The organism is Agrobacterium sp. Ap1, assembly GCF_017313375.1.
Lineage (GTDB): Bacteria > Pseudomonadota > Alphaproteobacteria > Rhizobiales > Rhizobiaceae > Neorhizobium > Neorhizobium cellulosilyticum.
In genome coordinates, this window is the sequence record NZ_JAFLMY010000060.1 from 1 (window position 1) to 2,271 (window position 2,271).

Below are 2,271 nucleotides of genomic sequence, written 5' to 3' on the forward strand. Positions count from 1 at the left end.
GTAAGCGGGGCTGATTTGGTGGCAGTGCCCGATAACGGGCAGTGCGGATGGCGAGATTGCGTCCGTGTGCTGCCCTTGGCATGGTGTTTTCGGCAACAACAAAGGGGCGCAGACCATGCGGCGGATCGACATTGATAACCTGGACGAGGCGGCGCTGGTCGAACTCAATGCGCGCATCGTCGAACGGCTGCAGTTCCTGCATCATCAGCGGACTGCAGCTGCGTTGCAGGACATTCGGGTCGGAAGCGGCGTGACGTTCGAAGGTCCTGGTGGAGCAACGATCCGGGGCATCGTTATTCGCCGCAACAAGAAAACGGTGACGGTGCATACCGACGATGAGCGACAGTGGAACGTGTCGCCGACGCTGCTGAAGCTCACCGGCTCCCATGTGCTCGATACGCTGGATGAGGTCATGGCGGGCAAGGCCAGGTCAGATGGGCCCAAGTCAGAAGGGGGCACATCAGGTGGGACCGGTACGAGGGCTTCGGATAAGATCGTTGCTTTCCCCAAGCCTGATCGCCGTTGATGTGCTCAGGCTCTGGCGGCGATCATCGTGGCCAGTGGAGGAATGGACCGTTCCAGTCCGCCCATGCCCAACCGATCGCCAAGATAGTGCCAGAACGACAGGCCGAGCTTCTGGCAGGTCTTCATCAGACCAAGCATGCTGTCGCGCGCCTGCCGACCATTGCGACTGACCGTGCCGCCCGAAATCTTTCGCTTGGTGACGAAGCTGCGCAGATCTCTTTCCGACGCGTTCGTATTAAGCGGCGTTTCAGGTCGCTCGAGAACCCGCAGCAGCTCGGCCTTGCGGCGCTTCAGCCGAGACAGCAGTTTGTCGAGATCGCCATATCCGGTGCGGATGGAGAATATTCGATCGAACCGGATCTGGAGTCCGCGGGCCGCACGTCGGCTGGGACTTCGCGAAAAATCCTTCAGAAGCTTATAAAAGAGCCAGATCAGCTCGCGCTGGGTCTCGACATGTTTTATCTGGCGCGGCGTCGCCGGCATCAGTTTTTGCAGCAATCGCTCCGCGTGAACCCAACACAGGGCATGGGTGCCGACGCGAAACTGTCCGGCATCGTCGGAGACGATCACCGTATTGCCGACAAGACCATGATGGCGGATGGAACCCCAAATGCCCGCCTCGGCAAACGGGCGGATGATGTCCCTGTCAAAGATGTCGATACCCTTCTCCGCCAGATGGCCAAGAAATGGAACCTGGTTGGCAAACCGCCGAGGCTCGCCCGTGTTCAAGCGCGCCAGAAGGGCGGGGTCCACCTGTCGGTCTTCCAGAAGGGCGAAGGCGGCGTCGTTGAGGACATAGTCCTGATAGTTGCCACGCAGCAGAGCCAGGAAGTTCAGCCGCGACTTGGATGGCGCCGTGCGAAAGGCGCTGAAATGCTCGCTTCCGATATGCGTCGTATGAAAATTGCGGTTGGCATGGCGGGCACCGGTGTCGTCAACGGTCACGTAAGGGGCCGAGACCAGACCGGCATGCAGCACGGCAGCATCCTCGGCATGAAAGCCATCCATCCGTTGCGTCAAAAACCGGATGACCTGGCGTTTGGAAATCTCGACACCGATATCGTTGAGCAGGGTCGTCAGTCGCTGCGTCGTGACCTGTCCATGGCTATGAAGCATCAGGCAGAAGCGCCGCAGGTTGGGCCCAAAGCCACCCTGGACGCCTGCTGGCAGCGGCGCGGTGATCGTGTGCCCATCCGGTGTCAGCCAGCATTCGCGGCGATAGCGCACGACGTCGGCGCGCACAACCAGATCCCGCACCAGGCAATCCTTGTAGCCTTTGAAGCGCGATCCAGGTGGAACGCTGGCGGCCAGTACCTCTTCGCGCGTGACGCGCTTCGTATCGTTCTTCGGCCCCCGCGGCCGAGTAGCCGTCTCCTTGCCGATGATCGTCTTGTCGCTGGTCGCCTGTTCCATGCCCGATGGTCTGAACGGTGGGCGTGGCGGCAGGTTCTTCAGCCGCGCGATCTCGTCGCGCAGGAGCTGGTTGTCGACTTTCAACCGCGTGTTCTCGATCTTGAGCTGGTCGTTCTCGTCGCGAAGCCTTTGGTTTTCGGCCTCGAGCTTTCCGATCCGGGTGTCTGCCCGCTCCGCCCGCTCCACCAGACCCGTCACAAGCTCCCGCAGCGCCTTCAGCGACAACGTATCGGCATGCTCGACCATGGGCAGGCGGCGCTTCGTCATGAAAGAAGAATCTCATGATTTGCAGAAAACGGGAATCCCTCCTGCCACCGGATTTGCTCCAGTTAC

2 protein-coding genes are annotated in these 2,271 nt (G+C 60.7%); one reads left to right on the forward strand and one right to left on the reverse strand.

The window, feature by feature from the left end:
- The first annotated feature begins 115 nt into the window (after window positions 1-115).
- Window positions 116-526, forward strand: coding sequence for a hypothetical protein (locus tag JZX87_RS30905; RefSeq protein ID WP_286195233.1), 411 nt, complete (start codon window positions 116-118; stop codon window positions 524-526).
- Between the two features lie 5 nt (window positions 527-531).
- Here the strand turns inward: JZX87_RS30905 and JZX87_RS30910 are convergent, their stop codons facing one another.
- Window positions 532-2,205 carry an IS66 family transposase gene (locus JZX87_RS30910; protein ID WP_206829639.1) on the reverse strand — a complete coding sequence of 558 codons (1,674 nt, stop codon included), beginning with the start codon at window positions 2,203-2,205 and terminating at the stop codon, window positions 532-534.
- Window positions 2,206-2,271 lie beyond the last annotated feature (66 nt).